18 protein-coding genes are annotated in these 19112 nt (G+C 63.1%); 13 read left to right on the plus strand and 5 right to left on the minus strand.

The features are described 5' to 3' along the window. Positions 1–15 precede the first annotated feature (15 nt). From BT125_RS07750 to BT125_RS07765, 4 genes are read left to right on the plus strand one after another with little or no spacing between them, the layout of a single operon-like run. Positions 16–1371 (plus strand): M16 family metallopeptidase, encoded by a 1356-nt coding sequence (locus tag BT125_RS07750; protein WP_072405921.1) that lies wholly within the window; start codon positions 16–18, stop codon positions 1369–1371. Beyond that, positions 1364–2851, plus strand: coding sequence for a M16 family metallopeptidase (locus BT125_RS07755; protein WP_072405922.1), 1488 nt, complete (start codon positions 1364–1366; stop codon positions 2849–2851). The genes BT125_RS07750 and BT125_RS07755 overlap by 8 nt, the downstream gene beginning before the upstream one ends. Beyond that, on the plus strand, positions 2851–3462 hold the full coding sequence (gene rsmD / locus BT125_RS07760; RefSeq protein ID WP_072405923.1) for a 16S rRNA (guanine(966)-N(2))-methyltransferase RsmD: 612 nt from the start codon (positions 2851–2853) through the stop codon (positions 3460–3462). The genes BT125_RS07755 and rsmD overlap by 1 nt, the downstream gene beginning before the upstream one ends. A gap of 30 nt (positions 3463–3492) precedes the next feature. Beyond that, complete coding sequence (locus BT125_RS07765; protein WP_072406110.1) at positions 3493–4491, plus strand: hydrolase; 999 nt, start codon at positions 3493–3495, stop codon at positions 4489–4491. A gap of 163 nt (positions 4492–4654) precedes the next feature. Here BT125_RS07765 and BT125_RS07770 read toward each other — a convergent pair whose 3' ends face one another. After that, complete coding sequence (locus BT125_RS07770) at positions 4655–5509, minus strand: sulfurtransferase (protein WP_072405924.1); 855 nt, start codon at positions 5507–5509, stop codon at positions 4655–4657. 33 nt (positions 5510–5542) lie between these two features. Further along, the gene (locus BT125_RS07775) at positions 5543–6214 is read right to left on the minus strand and encodes a TetR/AcrR family transcriptional regulator (RefSeq protein WP_072406112.1); all 672 of its coding nucleotides are present in this window, start codon (positions 6212–6214) and stop codon (positions 5543–5545) included. A gap of 147 nt (positions 6215–6361) precedes the next feature. On the opposite strand from BT125_RS07775, the gene BT125_RS07780 reads away from it, so the two are divergent. The 5 genes from BT125_RS07780 to BT125_RS07800 all read left to right on the plus strand — a co-directional run bounded on the left by BT125_RS07780 (position 6362) and on the right by BT125_RS07800 (position 11090). Beyond that, positions 6362–7792: a coniferyl aldehyde dehydrogenase gene (locus tag BT125_RS07780; RefSeq protein ID WP_072405925.1), complete on the plus strand. Its 1431-nt coding sequence runs from the start codon at positions 6362–6364 to the stop codon at positions 7790–7792. A 27-nt stretch (positions 7793–7819) separates the two neighbouring features. Further along, on the plus strand, positions 7820–8365 hold the full coding sequence (locus tag BT125_RS07785) for a twin-arginine translocation pathway signal protein (RefSeq protein ID WP_072405926.1): 546 nt from the start codon (positions 7820–7822) through the stop codon (positions 8363–8365). A gap of 149 nt (positions 8366–8514) precedes the next feature. Beyond that, complete coding sequence (locus tag BT125_RS07790; protein WP_072405927.1) at positions 8515–10110, plus strand: GMC family oxidoreductase; 1596 nt, start codon at positions 8515–8517, stop codon at positions 10108–10110. 115 nt (positions 10111–10225) lie between these two features. Further along, positions 10226–10705, plus strand: coding sequence for a pantetheine-phosphate adenylyltransferase (gene coaD / locus BT125_RS07795; protein WP_003177462.1), 480 nt, complete (start codon positions 10226–10228; stop codon positions 10703–10705). A 133-nt stretch (positions 10706–10838) separates the two neighbouring features. Next, a complete protein-coding gene (locus BT125_RS07800; RefSeq protein WP_009683359.1) occupies positions 10839–11090 on the plus strand; it encodes a YfhL family 4Fe-4S dicluster ferredoxin in 252 nt (83 codons plus the stop codon). Positions 11091–11252: 162 nt separating this feature from the next. Here BT125_RS07800 and BT125_RS07805 read toward each other — a convergent pair whose 3' ends face one another. Genes BT125_RS07805 through BT125_RS07815 form a run of 3 tightly spaced genes read right to left on the minus strand, consistent with a single transcriptional unit; the run spans position 11253 to position 13287 of the window. After that, on the minus strand, positions 11253–11573 hold the full coding sequence (locus tag BT125_RS07805; protein WP_060740179.1) for a hypothetical protein: 321 nt from the start codon (positions 11571–11573) through the stop codon (positions 11253–11255). A 55-nt stretch (positions 11574–11628) separates the two neighbouring features. Beyond that, the gene (gene mutM / locus BT125_RS07810) at positions 11629–12441 is read right to left on the minus strand and encodes a bifunctional DNA-formamidopyrimidine glycosylase/DNA-(apurinic or apyrimidinic site) lyase (protein ID WP_053188961.1); all 813 of its coding nucleotides are present in this window, start codon (positions 12439–12441) and stop codon (positions 11629–11631) included. A gap of 30 nt (positions 12442–12471) precedes the next feature. Beyond that, a complete protein-coding gene (locus BT125_RS07815; protein ID WP_170866816.1) occupies positions 12472–13287 on the minus strand; it encodes an HDOD domain-containing protein in 816 nt (271 codons plus the stop codon). A 233-nt stretch (positions 13288–13520) separates the two neighbouring features. Between BT125_RS07815 and BT125_RS07820 the strand changes: the two genes are divergently transcribed. The 4 genes from BT125_RS07820 (at position 13521) to ilvD (ending at position 18979) form a co-directional block, all read left to right on the plus strand. Continuing rightward, entirely contained in the window at positions 13521–14060 is a 540-nt protein-coding gene (locus BT125_RS07820) for a type 1 glutamine amidotransferase domain-containing protein (protein WP_072405929.1), read from the plus strand. Between the two features lie 192 nt (positions 14061–14252). Continuing rightward, entirely contained in the window at positions 14253–15449 is a 1197-nt protein-coding gene (locus BT125_RS07825) for a class I SAM-dependent rRNA methyltransferase (protein ID WP_003206543.1), read from the plus strand. 214 nt (positions 15450–15663) lie between these two features. Continuing rightward, entirely contained in the window at positions 15664–16869 is a 1206-nt protein-coding gene (locus BT125_RS07830; protein ID WP_072405930.1) for an MFS transporter, read from the plus strand. A 268-nt stretch (positions 16870–17137) separates the two neighbouring features. Then, positions 17138–18979 (plus strand): dihydroxy-acid dehydratase, encoded by a 1842-nt coding sequence (gene ilvD, locus BT125_RS07835; protein ID WP_072405931.1) that lies wholly within the window; start codon positions 17138–17140, stop codon positions 18977–18979. The last annotated feature ends 133 nt before the right edge of the window (positions 18980–19112 follow it).

The raw sequence follows: 19112 nt of genomic DNA on the forward strand, positions 1-19112 counted from the left end.
CAGGTTTAAACACGAATGAATGCTCTTGCCCGCCGCGCCGCAGGCCTGCTGCTCAGCACAGTTTGTCTGCCTCTTTCAGCCTTGGCTGCCGACCCACAACCCACCCATGAATTCACCCTCGACAACGGCCTGAAGGTCGTCGTGCGCGAAGACCATCGTGCGCCAGTGGTGGTGTCCCAGGTCTGGTACAAGGTGGGTTCCAGCTACGAAACGCCAGGCCAGACCGGTTTGTCCCACGCCCTTGAGCACATGATGTTCAAGGGCAGTGAAAAAGTCGGTCCCGGCGAAGCGTCGCTGATCCTGCGCGACCTCGGTGCCGAAGAGAACGCCTTCACCAGCGACGACTTCACCGCCTACTACCAGGTGCTGGCCCGCGACCGCCTGGGGGTGGCCTTCGAACTGGAAGCCGACCGCATGGCCAGCCTGCGCCTGCCGCCGGAGGAATTCAGCCGCGAGATCGAGGTGATCAAGGAAGAGCGCCGCATGCGCACCGACGACAAGCCCATGTCCAAGGCCTACGAGCGCTTCAAGGCCATGGCTTACCCGGCCAGCGGCTACCACACGCCGACCATCGGCTGGATGGCCGACCTGGACCGGATGACCGTCGAGGAACTGCGTCACTGGTACGAGTCCTGGTACACCCCGAACAATGCGACCCTGGTGGTGGTTGGCGACGTGACACCGGAGGAGGTCAAATCCCTGGCCCAGCGCTACTTCGGCCCGATTGCCCGGCGCGCGGTACCGGTCGCGAAAATCCCCCTGGAACTGGCCGAACCCGGCGAACGCCAGATCACCCTGCATGTGCAGACCCAACTGCCCAGCGTGATGCTGGCCTTCAACGTGCCGAGCATCGCCACCGCGACGGACAAGGCGTCGGTCAACGCTCTGCGGCTGATCTCGGCCCTGCTGGACGGCGGCTACAGTGGCCGGATCCCGACCCAACTGGAGCGCGGCGAGGAGTTGGTGTCCGGCGGCTCGTCGAGCTACGACGCCTTCACCCGCGGCGACACGTTGTTCACCTTGTCGGCGACGCCCAACACGCAGAAAAACAAAACCCTCGCCCAGGCAGAAGCAGGCTTGTGGCGATTGCTTGAACAGTTGAAAACCACCGCTCCCACCGCCGACGAACTGGAACGCGTGCGTGCCCAGGTCATCGCCGGCCTGGTGTATGAGCGCGACTCGATCACCAGCCAGGCCACCGCCATCGGCCAGCTGGAAACCGTCGGTTTGTCCTGGAAACTGATGGACACCGAACTCGCCGAACTGCAGAGCGTGACCCCGCAAGACATCCAGAAGGCAGCCCAGCTGTATTTCACCCGCTCGCGCCTGAGCGTTGCGCACGTCCTGCCCGAGGAGAAAGCTCATGAATGAGCGCAAATCATCGCGCCTGGTGCTGACCGGCCTGGTATTGCTCGCCCTGGCCGGCGGCCTGGCCTTTTACCTGTCGCCGTCCCACTCCAACGCCAGCCAGGCATTGGACAAGGCCAAGTCCGGCAACAAATTGCAATCCTTGGCCGAACTGAATGACAAGGCGCCCAGTCGGCGCCAGCTCGACGTGCAAACCTGGACAACCGCTGACGGCGCCAAGGTGCTGTTCGTCGAAGCCCGGGAATTGCCGATGTTCGACCTGCGCCTGACCTTCGCCGCCGGCAGCAGCCAGGACGGCGACGCCCCCGGCCTCGCCCTGCTGACCAACGCCATGCTCAACGAAGGCGTGGCCGGCAAGGACGTCAGCGCCATCGCCCAAGGCTTCGAAAGCCTCGGCGCGGACTTCGGCAACGGTGCCTACCGGGACATGGCCGTGGCGTCCCTGCGCAGTCTCAGCCCCGCCGACAAGCGTGAGCCGGCATTGAAGCTGTTCGCCGAAGTCGTTGGCAAACCGACTTTCCCCGCAGACTCCTTCGCCCGGATCAAGAACCAGATGCTCGCCGGGTTCGAATACCAGAAGCAGAACCCCGGCAAACTGGCGGGCCTGGAACTGATGAAACGCCTCTACGGCGATCATCCTTATGCCCATTCCAGCGACGGCACCGCCGACAGCATTCCACCGATCACCCTGGCCCAGGCCCGGGCGTTCCATGCCAAGGCCTATGCCGCCGGCAACGCAGTGATTGCACTGGTGGGAGACTTGTCCCGCGCCGAAGCCGAAGCGATTGCCAGCCAGGTCTCCGCCGCGCTGCCCAAAGGCCCGGCCCTGGCGAAAACCCCGCCACCGGTGGAACCGAAGGCAAGCATCGGCCACATCGAGTTCCCGTCCAAGCAGACCAACCTGATGCTCGCGCAACTGGGCATCGACCGAGACGATCCGGACTACGCCGCAGTGTCCCTGGGCAACCAGATCCTCGGCGGCGGTGGCTTCGGTACGCGACTGATGACTGAAGTCCGCGAAAAACGCGGCCTGACCTATGGCGTGTATTCCGGCTTCACGGCGATGCAAGCCCGCGGCCCGTTCATGATCAACCTGCAGACCCGTGCCGAAATGAGCGAAGGCACCTTGAAACTGGTGCAGGATGTGTTCGCCGACTACCTCAAGAACGGTCCGACCCAGAAAGAACTCGATGACGCCAAGCGTGAGTTGGCGGGCAGCTTCCCACTGTCCACTGCCAGCAATGCCGACATCGTCGGCCAGCTCGGCGCCATGGGGTTCTATGACTTGCCGCTCAGCTACCTGGAAGACTTCATGCGCCAGTCCCAGGAACTGACGGTCGAGCAGGTCAAGGCCGCGCTGAACAAACACCTGAGCACTGACAAAATGGTCATCGTCACCGCCGGCCCGAGTGTGCCGCAAAAGCCGTTGCCGCCCCCTACTGACAAACCTGCCGAGCAGCCGCTCGGGGTTCCGGAGCACTAATGGCCCGTCCATCGAATTCCAGCAAGAAACCCGTGCACAACGGTATGAACCAGTTGCGCATCATCGGCGGCGAATGGCGCAGCCGGCGCCTGAGTTTCCCGGATGCCCCGGGGTTGCGCCCCACCCCGGACCGCGTACGGGAAACCCTGTTCAACTGGCTCGCGCCCTATGTGGCAGGCGCCCGGGTGCTCGACCCGTTCGCCGGCAGCGGCGCACTGTTTCTCGAGGCCCTGTCCCGTGGCGCCGCCATGGGCCAGGCGCTGGATGCCAGCAACCTGGCGGTCTCCAGCCTCAAGGAACACCTGGGCACCCTGCGTTGCACCGTCGGCCAGGTGCAGACCGCCGACGCGCTGCGCTATCTGGACAGTCAACCGGCAACGCCTTTCGACCTGGTGTTCCTGGACCCTCCTTTCAACCAGAACCTGTTGCCGACAGTCTGCGCCTTGCTCGAGGAGCGTCAGTGGCTGGCCGAGGATGCCTGGGTCTACACTGAAAGCGAGACTGCCCCGTCCACCCTGGGCTTGCCGGGCAACTGGCGCTTGCACCGCGAGCAGAAATCCGGGCGGGTGTATTACGCGTTGTGGCAGCGTTTGCCAAAGGACATTGGCTGAACGGCTGACCGTGCACCGAGAATAATAATGATGTCCGCCGCATCTGAACGTTTCGTCCCCGCCCCGGGCCTTGGCAACCCGCACCTGCAAACCTTGTGGGGCCCCTTGTGGCGCCAGACCACCCACATCGAGCGTCAACGCGAGCGCCTGTGGCTGGAAGACGGCGATTTCCTCGACCTCGACTGGCACGGCCCCCACAGCGCCGAGGCACCACTGGTGCTGGTGCTGCACGGGCTGACCGGCTCTTCCAACTCGCCTTACGTAGCCGGGTTGCAGCAGGCGCTGGGTCGCCAGGGCTGGGCCAGCGCGGCCTTGAATTGGCGCGGTTGCTCGGGCGAGCCGAACCTGTTGCCCCGCAGCTATCATTCGGGCGTCAGCGAAGACCTGGCCGCCGCCATTACTCACTTGCGCGCCAGGCGGCCCTTGGCGCCGCTGTTTGCGGTGGGTTATTCACTGGGTGGCAATGTGTTGCTCAAGCACTTGGGAGAAGCCGGCCGCGACAGCCAGCTACAAGGGGCGGTGGCGGTCTCGGTACCGTTTCGCCTCGACCAGTGCGCCGATCGCATCGGCCAGGGGTTTTCCAAGTTCTACCAAGCGCACTTCATGCGACAGATGGTGGCCTATGTGCGCAACAAGCAACGCCAGTTCCAGCACGACGGACACCACGAAGGCCTGGCGACCTTGGCGGCGCTTGGCCCGCTGGAAAACATGCGCACCTTCTGGGACTTTGACGGCCGGGTGACTGCGCCGCTGCACGGGTTCTCCGATGCCGCGGACTACTACCGCCGCGCCTCCAGCCGCTATTTCATGGCGGGCATCAGCACGCCGACCCTGGTCATCCAGGCCGCCGACGATCCTTTCGTGTTTCCCCACAGCCTGCCCGAACCCGGCGAGTTGTCCACCTCGACCCAACTTGAACTGCACGCCCGGGGCGGACATGTAGGGTTTGTCGACGGAACCCTGCGGCGCCCGGGGTATTACCTGGAGCGGCGGATTCCCGATTGGTTGGCCAGCCTGAGGCGTGGCTGACCACAAATCCCCTGTGGGAGGTGTTCACCGGTTCAGCGTTCGCCAGCAATCCCTTGTGGGAGCGAGCTTGCTCGCGATAGCGGTGGGGCAGCGACATTGAAGTTGTCTGGCACACCGTCATCGCGAGCAAGCTCGCTCCCACATTGGTTTTTTCTGGGGGGAGCTAATCGCCCTTCGCCACGCCCCCCTGGGGATCATTGATCCATTCACTCCACGAGCCGGCGTACAGCCGCCCCAAGGGATACCCGGCCAGGCACAAGGCAAACAGGTTATGGCACGCCGTCACGCCGGAGCCGCAGTACGCCACCAGTTCGGTGGGCGAGCGCTCGCCCAGTTTTTCGGCGAAGCGTTGCTTGAGCTGGGCGGCCGGCAAGAAGCGTCCATCGGCGCCCAGGTTGTCGGTGAACGCCGCGCACTGGGCGCCCGGGATATGCCCAGCCACCGGGTCGATCGGCTCGACTTCGCCCTTGAAGCGCGGCAATGCCCGGGCATCCAGCAGGGTCATGGCCGACTCACCGAGGCGTTGTTGCAGCGCTTGCGCATTGATCAACAAGCTCGCATCCGCCGCACCCGTGAAAGTCCCGCGGCTGTTCTGCGGCGGATCCAGGCTCAAAGGCAAGCCAGCGGCATGCCAGGCCTTGAGCCCACCGTCGAGGATGGACACGCCATCGCGCTTGCCCAGCCAGGCCAGCAACCACCAGGCTCGCGCGGCATAAGCGCCGGGGCCGTCGTCATACAGCACGACGTCGCTGTCGTTATCGAGCCCCCAAGCCCTGAGGCGCTCGATCAAGGCCTCGGGCTCGGGCAGCGGATGACGCCCGGTCACGCCTTTGATCACCGGCCCGCTCAGATCGCGCTCAAGGTCCGCGAACGAGGCCCCGGCGATGTGGCCCTCGGCATAACTGCGTTGACCGTAATCCGGGTCTTCCAGGGCAAAGCGGCAGTCGAGGATGACCAGCCCGGGCCTTGATCGCCGCTGTTCGAGGGCTTCGGGGCTGATGAGTTGCGCGATGGGCATGGTGAGCTCCTGTGGCTAAGTCGGGGATCGGTCCTACTGCCCTTCCTCCAGGGTCTGGGCCAGGGGGACGTAATATTCCTTGAACAATGCATCCACCGCTTCGCGGGCCTGATCGGTCACGAAACCGGCTTCCAGCACCAGCACCTGATAGACGCCGCGCTTGATGGCCTGCTCACTCAGGTGGCTGAAATTTTCCCGCGTGGTGCACAGAAACCGCACCCAGGACGTGAGGATGATCCAGGCGTTGAGGGTCAGGGACTCGATCTGCACCCGGTCCATCTTCAGGATGCCGGCGGCAACGAAACCTTCGTAGATCGCAGTGCCGTGGATCAGACAGCGCTGGGAAAACCGACGATAGCGGGCCGCAAGGTCCGGATCGCTGTCGAGCAGATGCTCCAGGTCCCGGTGCAAGAAGCGATAGCGCCACATGGCCGCCAGCAGCTCCTGCAGGTAGAAGCGCTTGTCATCCACCGTGGCCGCCCGGCCCTGGGGCGGACGCAGGAAGCTGTCCACCAGGTCCTCGTATTCACTGAACAGCACGGCGATGATCGCCTGCTTGTTGGGGAAGTGGTAATAGAGATTGCCCGGGGACATGTCCATGTGGGCGGCGATGTGATTGGTGCTGACGCTGCGCTCACCCTGTTGGTTGAACAGCTCGAGGCTGTTTTGCACGATGCGCTCGCTGGTTTTCATTCGTGGGGCCATGGTTTGGGCTTTAATCGACGAAGGCATTGATCGGCATCTTACGACCTATCGGTCACAGGAAAAACCCAAAGCCGTTACGGATGTCATTGACTTTCTAGAGTATAAGCTCTAGAAAACCTTCATTCTAATAACATCCGGTGCCTGACGATGCCTGCCGACGTTGCCTACCTGCACGAGTCTCAACAACAACTGGACGAACTGCGGTCGCTCTTCGATGCCCAGCGCCAGGCCTACGCTGCCCACCCAATGCCACCGGCCGAGCAGCGCCGGCAATGGCTCAAGGCACTGCGCGAGGTATTGAGCAACGAACGACAAGCCTTGATCGACGCCATCAGCCAGGATTTCAGCCACCGCAGCGCCGACGAAACACTGTTGGCCGAGCTGATGCCCAGCCTGCACGGCATCCATTACGCCAGCCGGCACCTCCAGGGCTGGATGAAACCCTCCCGACGCAAGGTGGGCATGGCATTCCAGCCCGCGTCGGCCAAAGTGGTGTACCAGCCGTTGGGCGTGGTCGGGGTCATCGTGCCGTGGAACTACCCGCTGTTTCTGGCCATCGGACCGCTGGTCGGAGCATTGGCGGCGGGCAATCGGGTGATGCTCAAGCTCAGCGAGTCGACACCGGCGACTGGCTTGCTGCTCAAGCAATTGCTCGCCCGGGTCTTCCCCCAGGACCTGGTGTGCGTGGTGCTCGGCGAGGCGGATGTCGGCATGGCGTTTTCCAAGTTGCCCTTCGATCACCTGTTGTTCACCGGCGCCACCAGCATCGGCAAGCATGTCATGCGGGCCGCCGCCGAAAACCTGACCCCGATCACGCTGGAGCTGGGTGGAAAATCGCCAGCCATCGTGTCGGTCGATGTCCCCATCAAGGACGCCGCCGAACGCATTGCCTTCGGCAAAACCCTGAATGCCGGGCAAACCTGTGTCGCCCCGGACTATGTACTGGTGCCGCAGAACCGCGTCGGTGAGTTCGTCGAGGCGTATCGCGAGGCGGTGCGCAGGTTTTATCCGACTCTGGCGGACAACCCGGACTACACCGCCATCATCAATGAACGACAAGTGGCGCGGCTCAATGGCTACATCAGCGACGCCACCGGCAAGGGCGCGTTGCTGATCGAGCTGTTCGAGCAAGGCCAGGGCCGCCGCATGGCCCACAGTCTGCTGCTCAACGTCAACGATGAGATGACCGTCATGCAAGACGAGATCTTCGGCCCGCTGCTGCCCATCGTGCCTTATGACCATTTGGACCAGGCATTTGCCTACATCAATCAGCGACCTCGCCCGCTGGCGCTCTACTACTTCGGCTACAACAAGACCGAACAGCAGCGCGTGCTCCACGAAACCCATTCCGGCGGCGTCTGCCTGAACGACACGTTGTTGCATGTCGCCCAGGATGACATGCCGTTCGGCGGCATCGGGCCCTCGGGAATGGGGCATTACCACGGGCATGAGGGCTTCCTGACCTTCAGCAAGGCCAAGGGCGTGCTGACCAAACAGCGGTTCAACGCGGCGAAGCTGATTTATCCGCCCTACGGCAAACCCTTACAGAAATTGATTCAGAAGCTGTTTGTCCGCTGATACGTGTCTGCCCGGGTAATCACAATCATGAACGCCAACCTCACCGATACCTCCGCGCTGTCACGGCGCGGCCTGCTGAAATTCAGCCTCGGCGCCAGCGCCTTCCTGGCCACCGTCGGGCTGGGCGCCAGCCTGAGCGGTTGCTCGCCAAGCCAGCCGGCCGCCGGCCTGACGACCCTGCGCGACAGCGACCTGACGTTTTTACGCGCCGTCATCCCTGTGATGCTGGACGGCGCAGTGGCCGTCGGGCAGATCCCTGCCGCCATTGACTCGACCTTGGGCAGCCTGGACAGAAGCCTGGCCCACCTGTCCCCCGCCATGCTCAAGCTCACGCATCAGTTGTTCGATGTACTCACGCTGGGCGTTACCCGCGGGCCACTGACCGGGGTCTGGGGGGTGTGGGAAAACGCCAGTGCCGATGACATCCGCCAGTTTCTCGCGCGGTGGGAAAACAGTTCGCTGGATCTGCTACGGCAAGGTCACTGCTCGTTGCTGCAATTGGTGATGATGGCCTGGTACACCCAATCCGAAGCCTGGGCGCATTGCGGGTATCCGGGGCAGCCAACGGTTTGACCAACCAGAACCAACCCCTGTGGGAGCGGGCTTGCTCGCGATAGCGTCACATCAGCCACCTATTGATTGACTGACACACCGCTATCGCGAGCAAGCTCGCTCCCACGAGGGGTCTATCGCAACCTCAAAACAATAAGAGAGCCCAGAACATGCCCGTACCCGATCCCTTCCGCGAAGGCCTGGCCCGAGGCTGGACCACCTACAACGGCGCGCAATTGACCGAGGACCTGACCCTGGAAGCCGACGTGGCCATCGTCGGCAGCGGTGCCGGTGGCGGCACCACGGCGGAAATCCTCAGTGCTGCCGGCTACCGGGTGTTGCTGATCGAGGAAGGACCGCTCAAGACCAGTCATGACTTCAAGATGCTCGAAGACCAGGCCTACAGCAGCCTGTATCAGGAAGGCCTCGGACGCATGAGCAAGAACGGCGCCATCACCATTCTCCAGGGCCGGGCCGTCGGTGGCACGACGCTGATCAATTGGACCTCCAGCTTCCGCACGCCCGACCAGACCCTCGATCACTGGGCCGCCGAGCACAACGTCAAGGGCCACGGCCGCGCTGAAATGGCGCCCTGGTTTGCGCAGATGGAACAACGCCTGGGCGTGGCGCCGTGGCTGGTTCCGCCCAACGCCAACAACGACGTGATCCGCAAAGGCTGCGAACAATTGGGCTACGCTTGGCACGTCATCCCGCGCAACGTCCGCGGCTGCTGGAACCTGGGCTATTGCGGCATGGGCTGCCCGACCAACGCCAAGCAGTCGATGCTGGTCACCACCATCCCGGCCACATTGGACAAGGGTGGCGCGCTGCTTTACCTGGCGCGGGCCGAGCGCCTGACCATCAAGAACGATGCCGTCGTCGGCCTCGAGTGCCAAGCCATGGATGAGCGTTGCGTAGCGCCCAGCGGGCGGCGCATCACCGTCAAGGCACGGCACTACGTGCTGGCGGGCGGCGGCATCAACAGCCCCGGCCTGCTGTTGCGCTCCGCTGCGCCAGACCCGTACGAGCGTGTGGGCAAACGCACCTTCCTACACCTGGTAAACATGTCCGCCGGGCAATTCGACGAGGTCATCAACCCGTTCTACGGTGCGCCGCAATCGATTTATTCGGATCACTTCCAATGGCAGGACGGAACCACCGGCAAGATGTCCTACAAGCTCGAAGTCCCGCCTTTGCACCCGGCGCTCGCCGCCACGCTATTGGGCGGGTTCGGCCCCGAGAACGCCTTGCACATGTCCCGGCTGCCTCACACCCATGCCATGCTGGCGCTGCTGCGCGACGGTTTTCACCCGGACAGCCCCGGCGGCCGCGTCGAGTTGCGCAGCGATGGCGCGCCCGTGCTCGACTACCCCGTTTCGCCGTATACCTGGGACGGCTTGCGCCGGGCCTTCCACAGCATGGCCGAAATACAATTCGCCGGTGGCGCCAAGGCGGTGATGCCCCTGCACAGCGACGCCCGCTACGTGAAGACCCTGGCCGAGGCCCGCACGCTGATCGACGGGCTCGACTTGGCCTTGTACCGCACGCGCCTGGGCAGCGCCCACGTAATGGGTGGCTGCGCCATGGGTGAAGACCCGAAAACCGCCGTCACTGACAGCCTGGGGCGCCATCACCAACTGGGCAACCTGTCGATCCATGACGGCTCGCTGTTCCCCACCAGCATCGGCGCCAACCCGCAATTATCGGTGTACGGGCTGACCGCACAATTGGCGACAGCCCTGGCCGAACGCCTGAAAAACCCATGAATATCCGGATTATTCGCAGCGTCTATAGTGCTTTCTTATCCAACAGCCGACTTGGCCGACCGAGAAGGCTGCGATACCATCCGACTCCCCAACGGACTCCCGCCAGGACGACGCGATGAACCGAGTGTTGTACCCAGGTACCTTCGACCCTATTACCAAGGGCCATGGCGATCTGGTCGAACGCGCCGCGCGCCTGTTCGACCACGTGATCATTGCCGTCGCCGCCAGCCCGAAGAAGAACCCGCTGTTCCCGCTGGAGCAACGTGTGGAACTGGCCCGCGAGGTCACCAAGCACCTGCCCAACGTGGAAGTGGTCGGCTTCTCGACGCTGTTGGCCCACTTCGCCAAGGAAAAGAACGCCAATGTGTTCCTGCGCGGCCTACGTGCGGTCTCGGACTTCGAGTACGAGTTCCAACTGGCCAACATGAACCGTCAATTGGCCCCGGACGTCGAGAGCCTGTTCCTGACGCCGTCGGAGCGCTACTCCTTCATTTCCTCGACCCTGGTACGGGAAATCGCAGCGTTGGGCGGTGATATCACCAAGTTTGTCCATCCGGCCGTGGCCGATGCGCTGACCCTGCGCTTCAAGAAATGACCGGCAGGCGCTGCGAGCCACCTCGCAGCGCAACGCAGTCCATCGCGCCCGCGTGCACTGCGCTCGCCAATGCGGCACAATTGCGCCCATACGTTTTCAGATGCCCGGGCCCAACGCCCCGGCAGGAGCCTGCATGTCCCTGATCATCACCGACGACTGCATCAATTGCGACGTCTGCGAACCCGAATGCCCGAACGAGGCCATTTCCCAAGGCGAGGAGATCTACGTCATCGACCCGAACCTGTGCACCCAGTGCGTCGGCCACTACGACGAACCCCAGTGCCAGCAGGTTTGCCCGGTGGATTGCATCCCGCTGGACGAGGCTCATCCGGAGACTGAAGAACAGTTGATGGCGAAATATCGCAGGATTACTGGCAAGGCCTGAGCCAGAAGCCACTGTAGCGTTTGTGCGGGCCTCTTCGCGAGCAAGCCCGCTCCCACAGAGATCGGCTATGTCCACAGCATGTGTGTCCTAAGCAAATCCCTTGTGGGAGCGGGCTTGCTCGCGAAAGGGCCAGCAGCGACACCCAAGCTCCAGCTGCCTGCCTCACTCCTGTCGCTCAAACCCCTCCCCCACACACCCCAGGCACCGCACGAACGTGGCCCTGGCCGGGTCCACCACCAACGCCTTCCCCGCATCGCCGACCCCACCGCCCAGGGCGGTAAAGGGCAAGGACACCACGAATGCCCCAGCCCCGATCACCGTAGCGGCGAGCAGCAGCGGGCGGGCGATCAGCAGGTCACCGAGCATGGCGAAGGCCGGCGGATTCTGGATGGTGTAGCGTGGGTCACCGCTGCCGCTGTTTGCCAAGGCAGGCAAACCGACACTCAGCAGCAGCGCTAGAACGACAGGTCGAAGCGGTTTCATCGGGCGATCCTTCGGCTAAATCAATATGACTACTGACTATAGACCGTCGGACGAATCAGCTCTGGCAACGTGGGCACCAGACACTGGCGCGCTGGCCCAGGCGGATTTCCCGCAGTCCCGTGCCACAGACCTTGCACAGCTCCCCGCCCCGGCCGTAGACGAACAGCTCCTGCTGGAAATAGCCAGGCTGGCCGTCCCCACCGATGAAATCCCGCAACGTAGTACCGCCGCGCTCGATAGCATGGGCGAGGATGCGCTTGATCTCGATCGCCAGCTTCAGGTAACGCGCCCGGGAAATGCCTCCCGCGGCCCGGCGCGGGTCGATCCCGGCGGCGAACAGCGCCTCGGTCGCATAGATATTGCCCACGCCCACCACCACCGCATTGTCCATGATGAACGGCTTGACCGCCATGGAACGCCCCCGCGATAGCTGAAACAACCGTTCGCCATCGAACAGGTCGGTCAAGGGCTCGGGGCCAAGGCGAATCAATAGCTCGTGATTGAGCGGGTCGAGGCTCCAGAGCATCGCGCCGAAGCGCCGAGGGTCGGTGTAACGCAAGGCCAGGCCGGACTCCAGCTCGATGTCCACGTGCTCATGCTTGAGGGCGGGCATGCCAACCTCCACCAGGCGCAGGTTACCGGACATGCCCAGATGGCTGATCAACGTACCGACCTCGGCATTGATCAGCAGGTACTTGGCCCGCCGCTCCACCTGCACGATGCGCTGGCCCGAAAGCCGCACGTCGAGATCTTCCGGGATCGGCCAGCGCAGGCGGCGGTCACGGACCACCACGCGACTGACCCGCTGGCCTTCAAGATGGGGCGCAATGCCGCGACGGGTGGTTTCGACTTCCGGCAGTTCTGGCATGAGGTTCTCGCGTCAGGCGACGCCGCGCACTCAACGAGAGGCGAGGTCGCGAATTTCCTGTTTCTGGGTCTGGAAGTCGTATTCCGACAAACCGATGTAGTCGAGCACCAGGCTCCCGACGCTATCCCACTCGTGGTCTTCGGCCTGGTTGCCGAGCACCCGGTGGGACGCACAGATGTTCTCGGACATCTTCAGGATCGCCAGCAGGTTTTTCAGCTGGCTGTTGTTGCGTGAAGACTCGTCGCTGAAGACCGCCAGGGCGTTGTGGTGGTTGGCGATCGCCTGGCTGACATGATCCGGCAGGCGCCAGGATTTGGAGGTGTAGTAACCGACCACCGCATGGTTGGTGTTGAACACGCGGTTCTCGGTGTCCACCACCCGGCACTCGCCGCTGGCACTGGCGTAGGCCTCCTCCAGCACGCTCATGTAGTTGGGGAACTGCTTGAGCATCAACGGCACGCCGCAGTCGTGGAACAATCCCAAGGCATAGGCTTCGTCACCGTTCTCCAGGCCGACGCGCTTGGCCAGCGTCAGGCAGGTCATCGCCACGTCCTGGGCCGTATCCCAGAAGCGGTTCAGGGTCACGATGGCGTCGTCGTGCAACTCGCCCTTGATCGACTGCGCATTGATCAGGTTGATGATCGAACGGCTGCCCAGCAGGTTCACCGCGCGCTGGATCGAGGTGATCTTGTTGCGCAGGCCGTAATACGGCGAGTTGACGATCTTGAGCAAGGCTCCCGAGAGCCCCGGGTCCTGGGAGATCAACTTGGCGATGGTCTCCAGGTCCGGGTCGGGCATGTACTGCTCCATCTGCAGATCCACCATGATCTGCGGCTGGGGTGGCACACTGATCCCTTGCAGGGATTGTTGGATCTGTTCGGCGGAAAGCTCTTTGGACATGAGTACACACTCTGGGTCAGGCGGGGATTCTAACCCTTAAAGATGGATCCGATACACCGCCGGGTAGATCGGCGGAACTTTCCCTCAGGCATCGGCTTCGGACTTTACAGGGCCGACAGCCAAGCCTGCATACAGGCTTGAGTCGGCAGCCCGACCACTCAGCTTGAGGAGATTTTTTCATGTCTGGTTTCCTGAACAACAAACGTGTCGCCATCCTGGTGACCGACGGCTTTGAACAGGCCGAGCTGACCGGCCCCCAGCAGGCGCTGGAACAGGCCGGCGTCAAAGTGGACATCGTTTCGGCCCGCGAAGGCCAGGTCAAAGGCTGGAACCATGACCAACCGGCCGACGACTTCCCGATCGACCTGACCTTCAAGGCCGCCAATGTCGAGCAGTACGACGCCGTGGTGCTGCCCGGTGGCGTGCAGAACTCCGACACCATCCGCATCGACCCCGACGCCCAGCAACTGGTCAAGGGCTTCGAGGCGGCGGGCAAACCCATTGCGGTGATTTGCCATGGCGGCTGGTTGCTGGCGTCGAGCGGGCTGGTCAAGGGCAAGACCATGACCAGCTACAAGACCCTCAAGGATGACCTGGTCAACGCTGGCGCGAACTGGGTCGACCAGGAAGTGGTCAAGGACGGCACGTTGATCAGCAGTCGCCAGCCCGATGACATCCCGGCGTTCAACCGCGAGTTGCTCAGCGCGTTGTCCGCCTGAAGCCTGGGACGCTCTGCTCTGTAGGAGCTGGCGAAGCCTGCGATCTTTTGATCTTTCGCTTGGGAATCAAATTGTCCGGGGAAAGATCGCAGCTCGTTGCACTCGACAGCTCCTACATCGCCACATGTCCAGCGCGAGCCCCGCCAAGGTTGCAACACGGTATACTCCCGCTCTTTTTTCCGGAGCGACGTCATGTCCCTGCCTAGCCTGCGCCTCAAAGCCAACGCCGACCGTCGCCTGCGCGCCGGCCACCTGTGGGTCTACAGCAACGAAATCGATGTGGCCGCCACGCCCCTGCACGGCTTCAAGGCCGGCGACCAGGCCATCCTCGAAGCTGCCGGCGGCAAGCCGTTGGGCATCGTTGCGATGAGCCCCAACAACCTGATCTGCGCCCGGCTGCTGTCCCGTGACGTGAAGCTGCCGCTGGACAAGTCCCTGCTGGTGCATCGCCTCAACGTGGCGTTGTCCCTGCGCGAGCGGCTGTTCGACAAGCCGTTCTATCGCCTGGTCTACGGTGACTCCGACCTGTTGCCAGGCCTGGTGGTCGACCGTTTCGGCGACATCTTGGTGGTGCAGATCGCCTCGGCCACCATGGAAGCCCACAAGGACGACGTGATCGCCGCCCTGACCCAGGTGCTCAAGCCCAGCGGCATCCTGTTCAAGAACGACTCCGCGGCCCGTGACGCCGAGGGCCTGAACCGCTACGTCGAAACCGTGTTCGGCCTGGTGCCGGAATGGGTGGCCCTGGAAGAGAACGGCGTGAAGTTCGAAGCGCCGGTCATGGAAGGCCAGAAAACCGGCTGGTTCTACGATCACCGCATGAACCGCGCACGCCTGGCCCCGTACGCCAAGGGCAAGCGCGTGTTGGACCTGTTCAGCTACATCGGCGGCTGGGGCGTGCAAGCCGCGGCGTTCGGCGCCAGTGAAGTATTCTGCGTCGATGCCTCGGCCTTCGCCCTCGACGGTGTCGAGCGCAACGCCGCGTTGAACGGCTTCGCCGAGAAGCTGACCTGCATCGAAGGCGACGTGTTCGAGGCCCTGAAAGAGCTCAAGGCCAGCGAAGAACGTTTCGACGTGATCGTGGCCGACCCACCGGCCTTCATCAAGCGCAAGAAAGACCTGAAGAACGGCGAAGGCGCCTATCGCCGTCTCAACGAGCAAGCCATGCGCCTGCTCAGCAAGGACGGCATCCTGGTCAGCGCGTCGTGCTCGATGCACCTGCCCGAAGACGACCTGCAAAACATCCTGCTGACCAGCGCCCGTCATCTGGACCGCAACATCCAACTGCTCGAACGCGGCGGCCAGGGGCCAGACCACCCAGTACACCCGGCCATCGCCGAAACCCGCTATATCAAGAGCATCACCTGCCGGTTGTTACCCAACAGCTGAGGCCGGGCGGGGCCAGTGCCGTAGCGCTGTGCCCCGCGCACTCGAATCGCATTCTGATCGCGGCCTCGGCTGCGATTTTTTTTGCACGCCTGAATAAGTCCGCAGGAGAACTCCCACGCAATTACCAGAGCCTTCCTACTCAATCTCCCCGCGCCCGGCGGGCATGACGCATTAGGATTGAAAGCGCCCCTCAGGTAAGCCTTGGACCTCGTCAATGACTGATCCGCAAAATCGCCTGGCTGCCCGCAAACCGGCCACCGTCGGCTTGTTGCTGACGCTGACACTGCTCGGCGTCTTTCCCATCGATGTCGTGCTGCCCTCGTTTCCCGCCCTGTCCGAGCATTTTGAACGCTCATCCGCGGACATTGCCCTGTCTGTCAGCCTGTTCGCGATAGGGATTGCCCTTTCCCAACTGCTGGTCGGCCCGCTTTCCGACGTCATGGGGCGAAAAAACCTGTTGCTTATCGGGATCGCCGTTTCCGCCGGGGGAGCCGCCGGTTGCGTGCTCGCCGACGGTTACGGGGCCTTTTTGTTCTTGCGTGTCGTCCAGGCCTTGGGATGCGGTTGCTTCGTGCTGTCCCAAGCGCTGATCCAAGACCTGTTCACTGGTCGGGAACAGCAGCGTCTGCGAATCTTTCTGGTCACCTGCGGGGGGATCTTCATTTCCGTTTCGCCCCTGGCCGGCACCGGGCTGCAAAACTGGATGGGCTGGCGAGGCAGCTTCCTGGTGTTCATTGCCCTGGCAATCGGTGCATTCATCAGCGCCAGTCGTTTACTTCAACGCCCTGTGGCAGACAGCCGACCCAGGCGCCTGGACTTCATCGCATCCTATCGAAAGGTCTGCGGCGACTTCAGCTTCATGGCCTATTGGTTAACCTCGGCGCTGGCTTTTTCCTGCCATTTTTCGTTCATCGTCATCTCGCCGCTGGTCCTGATCGACCAGTTGCGCCTCTCCTCCGAGGCTTTTTCCCTGGCGCTGCTGGGCTATGGGCTGGCCTACATCGGCGGGGGCGCGGTAGCGTCCGTGCTGAGCAATCGAATCGATCCACAGACGCAAATCATCACCGGGCTGGCCCTGATCCTCGCCGCAGGCCTGCTGATGCTGGGGCTTGCCAATCAATTGGGTCTGTCAGTCACCACCCTGTTACTACCCATGATCGTGTGCACCACCGGAACGACCATTGCCCGCGCAGCCGCCCACACCCAAGCCATGAACAGATTTCCCGGGCGGGCCGGCACATCCGCCTCCGCCGGCAGCGTGCTGATCTTCATTGTCGGCGGTCTGACCAGTGCCGCGATCAGCGTCACCCCGCTGGACTTGCAGCTCACCCTGGCCCTGTGCCTGGTCCTGCTCAGCCTGCTGGGGATGGCGCTCAATGCCCTGGTCCGGCAGCGTGACAGGGGGCTGTTGGCCGGCTGAACCCTGCCAGTCGTCATCCCGTGCACGACATTAGCGCCCGATCAGCGCTTTGCGTCATTTCATCCTGGCGTCAGCGGTGTAGAATCGTGGCATTCATCGCCATTCATCCCCGGCGGGTTTATGAGCTCATGCCGAGGCGCGCAGCGATCCTGCAAAGTCATCGGCCACTTCCGGACACACGGCCAAACCCGGGTGCTCCAGACGTCGACAGAAGCTCACTTCCCCATTGATACCTGATAAGTACCTGATTAGCCGCCCGGAGTGCTCCATGCCTGATTACCGCTCGAAAACATCCACCCATGGCCGCAACATGGCCGGCGCCCGTGCCTTGTGGCGCGCCACGGGGATGAAGGATGACGACTTCAAGAAGCCGATCATCGCCATTGCCAACTCCTTCACCCAGTTCGTACCCGGCCACGTCCACCTCAAGGACCTCGGCCAACTGGTTGCCCGGGAAATCGAACGCGTCGGCGGCGTTGCCAAGGAATTCAACACCATCGCCGTGGACGACGGTATCGCCATGGGCCACGACGGCATGCTCTATTCGCTGCCGAGCCGCGAAATCATCGCCGACTCCGTCGAATACATGGTCAACGCCCACTGCGCCGACGCCATCGTGTGCATCTCCAACTGCGACAAGATCACCCCGGGCATGCTCATGGCCGCCCTGCGCCTGAACATCCCGGTGATCTTCGTCTCCGGCGGCCCGATGGAAGCCGGCAAGACCAAGCTCGCCAGTCACGGCCTGGACCTGGTCGACGCCATGGTGATCGCCGCCGACTCCAGCGCCTCTGACGAGAAGGTTGCCGAATACGAGCGCAGCGCCTGCCCGACCTGCGGTTCGTGCTCCGGCATGTTCACCGCCAACTCGATGAACTGCCTGACCGAAGCCCTGGGCCTGGCCCTGCCGGGCAACGGTTCGACCCTGGCCACCCACAGCGATCGCGAGCAGTTGTTCCTGCAGGCCGGCCGGACCATCGTCGAGCTGTGCAAGCGCTACTACGGCGAAAACGACGAGTCGGTGTTGCCGCGCAACATCGCCAACTTCAAGGCGTTCGAGAACGCCATGACCCTGGACATCGCCATGGGCGGTTCCACCAACACCATCCTGCACTTGTTGGCCGCCGCCCAGGAAGCCGAGATCGATTTCGACCTGCGCGACATCGACCGCCTGTCCCGTCACGTGCCGCAGCTGTGCAAGGTCGCGCCGAACATCCAGAAGTACCACATGGAAGATGTGCACCGTGCCGGCGGGATCTTCAGCATCCTCGGCTCCCTGGCCCGTGGCGGCCTGTTGCACACCGACCTGCCGACCGTGCACAGCAAGAGCATGGCCGAGGCCATCGCCAAGTGGGACATCACCCAGACCACCGACGAGGCCGTGCATCACTTCTTCAAGGCCGGTCCGGCGGGCATTCCGACGCAAACCGCGTTCAGCCAGTCGACCCGCTGGGAAACGCTGGACGACGACCGTGAAAACGGCTGCATCCGTAGCGTCGAGCACGCCTACTCCAAGGAAGGCGGCCTGGCCGTGCTCTACGGCAACATCGCCCTGGACGGCTGCGTGGTGAAAACCGCCGGCGTCGACGAGTCGATCCATGTGTTCGAAGGCAACGCCAAGATTTTCGAAAGCCAGGACAGCGCGGTGCGCGGGATCCTCGCCGACGAAGTGAAGGCCGGCGATATCGTGATCATTCGCTACGAAGGTCCGAAAGGCGGCCCGGGCATGCAGGAAATGCTCTACCCGACGTCCTACCTGAAGTCCAAAGGCCTGGGCAAAGCCTGCGCCTTGCTGACCGATGGCCGGTTCTCCGGCGGCACCTCGGGCCTGTCCATCGGCCACGCTTCGCCGGAAGCGGCGGCTGGCGGCGCCATCGGCCTGGTGCGCGATGGCGACAAGGTCCTGATCGACATTCCGAACCGTTCGATCAACCTGTTGATCAGCGACGAAGAACTGGCCGGGCGCCGCATCGAACAGGACAACAAGGGCTGGAAGCCGGTGGAAGTGCGTCCGCGCAAAGTCACCACGGCCCTCAAGGCTTACGCCCTGCTCGCCACCAGCGCCGACAAGGGTGCGGTGCGTAACAAGGCGATGCTTGACGGCCTGTAAGCGTCGCGCGTCGCAATAAAAAATGCCCCGCCAAGTGCGGGGCTTTTTTTGGCGATGAACGCAAATCCTGAGAACACCGACAATCGAATGTGGGAGCGAGCTTGCTCGCGATGGCGGTGTGTCAGTCAGCAAG

The sequence above is a fragment of the Pseudomonas sp. NFACC04-2 genome, assembly GCF_900119265.1.
In the GTDB taxonomy this organism is placed as follows: Bacteria; Pseudomonadota; Gammaproteobacteria; order Pseudomonadales; family Pseudomonadaceae; genus Aquipseudomonas; species Aquipseudomonas fluorescens_AA.